Annotated in this window: 1 protein-coding gene; it reads right to left on the bottom strand. The window is 68.4% G+C overall.

Annotated features, from left to right (window positions below; all coding sequences use genetic code 11):
- A partial coding sequence (locus E1258_RS35315) for an ISAzo13 family transposase (protein WP_371688714.1) occupies positions 1-2,010 on the bottom strand: 2,010 nt, incomplete at both ends.

The following is a 2,010-nucleotide window of genomic DNA, read 5'->3' as shown; positions in this document are numbered from 1 at the left end:
TATTCAGCGGGGGTGATGGTGATGCGCCGGTTGTCGAGGATGGGTAGGACGTCGTTGATGGCGTTCCAGAGGGTGCTGCGGGAGACGTCGAACAGGTCGGCGAGGGTGTCGAGGCCGCAGACTCGTCGTCGGTAGAGGATCGTGGCGAGGATTCGGTCGCTGTCGGTGATCTTCTGCCGGAAGACTCCGGCGCGGGTGCCGAGGCGTCGGTCGCCGCCGCGTTGGCGGTGGCGGCGTTCTTCGATCGCGGCGGCGTAGGGAATGATCAGTTCTTCGAGCAGGGTGTGTAGTGCTTCGCGGTTCATTCCGGTCAGCTGCGGGTCGGTCAGGGGGTAGCGGGCCGGCAGCGTGGGTGGGTGCTCGGCTGGTCCGGCGTTGGTGATCCAGGCGTGTAGGTCCTCGGCGCGGGTGAAGTAGCGCACGACGGTCGGGGTGATGCTGATCCTCTGTTCGTCGATGAGCTGTCGGGTGGCCTTGATGGCCTGACTGATCGTGACTGGGTTGATGCCGAGCAGGTCGCAGAGGACTTTCTGCGGGCAGACCTGCCGCAGGTAGAGGACGGTGAGTAGGACCTCGTCGGCGTCGCGGAGCAGCGATCGGCTGCGGCCGGTGGTGGCCACGCGTCGACCGCCGCGCAGCACATAGCGGTGTTGTTCGCTGCGGGCTGCCTGGGCCGGTGCAAGCCGGGCCCGTAGGGCGTCCAGCTCGGTAGTGCTCATGCCGGTCAGCCTCGCGTCGGCGAGCAGTTGCAGGGTTTGAGCCCTGGCCACGGCGCGCTGGTCGGCCCGCGCGGGCGTGATGCCGGCGCTGCTGCCGGTTGGGGCGATGCTGTAGTTCCACTGGCCGTGCTCGGCGTGCGGGGTGATTGGCAGGGCCTGCAGTTGGTCGCGGGTGACGGCCACGCCGGTGGGGTAGGTGCCGTGGTCGAGGACGGCCTCGACCCGCAGCCCGGTCCGGGTCGTGGTGGCGGCGATCGTGTTGAGCACGACTTCGTGGCTGGTCAGCGGGCGGCCTCGCCAGTTGGTCGTGATGTGGGAGAACAGGCGGTGTCCGATTTTGTTCCACTTCGAGGTGCCTGGTGGGAAGTGGCAGACCGTCACGGTCAGGCCCGTTTCAGCGGCGAACGCGGCCAGTTCGGCTTTCCAGAGCCGGTAGCGGTAGCTGTTCGACCCTCCGGCGTCCGCGGTGATCAGCAGGCGTGTGGCCTGCGGGTAGTCGAGGCGACCTCGGGCGTGCCACCAGGCGCGGATGGATGCGACCGCGAACGCTGCGGTGTCGTGGTCGAGTCCGACGTTGACCCAGCCGGTGTTCGCAGTCATATCATAGATCCCGTAAGGGATGACGGTGTCCACTCGTGGGCCGGCGAAGAAGCTGTGGTCTTCGACCTGGATCGGTTCTCCGGACGGCCGCCACTCCCGCCCGGCCATCGGCAGCAGCCCCACCTGTTCCTTCTTCTTCGCGTCCACGCTGATCACCGGCTGCCCGGCAGCCTGATGGTCTTTGACCTGGTCGTTGAGATAACGGAACTGGGCGTCCCGGTCGGGATGCTGAGCACCTTCCAGGGTCTTGGCGGTGCCTTGCAGGCTGAACCCGTTGACCTTCAACAGCCGCCTGACCGTCATCGCGGACACCGTCCTGCCCTGCCGGCCCAGTTCGGCAGCCAGGTTACGCAGCGACTTCGTCGTCCACCGCAGCGGCGAGCACGGGTCGCCCCGCTCGTCCGGCTCCACCAGCCCGAGCAACGCCGGCACCAGCCCCGGATCACGCTCCTCAACGCGGCTGCGGCCGCCGCCAGCCTGACGGACCTTCCCAACCGGCAGCACGACGGCACCGGCCCCCAGTTCGGACACACCCCGACGGACCGTGGTCTCGCTGACCCCCGCGACCAGCGCCACCGCCCGGATCCCGCCGTGACCGAGCAGCCGAGCCTCGACCCCGAGCAGCAACCGCCGTTGCCGCTCATTCAGATGAGGCAGCAACGCGCCGAGCCGCGCCACGAGCTGACCACGC

It is taken from the genome of Micromonospora sp. KC207, assembly GCF_004348615.1.
Classification (GTDB): domain Bacteria; phylum Actinomycetota; class Actinomycetes; order Mycobacteriales; family Micromonosporaceae; genus Micromonospora.
This window is presented reverse-complemented; position numbering and strand designations above follow the sequence as displayed.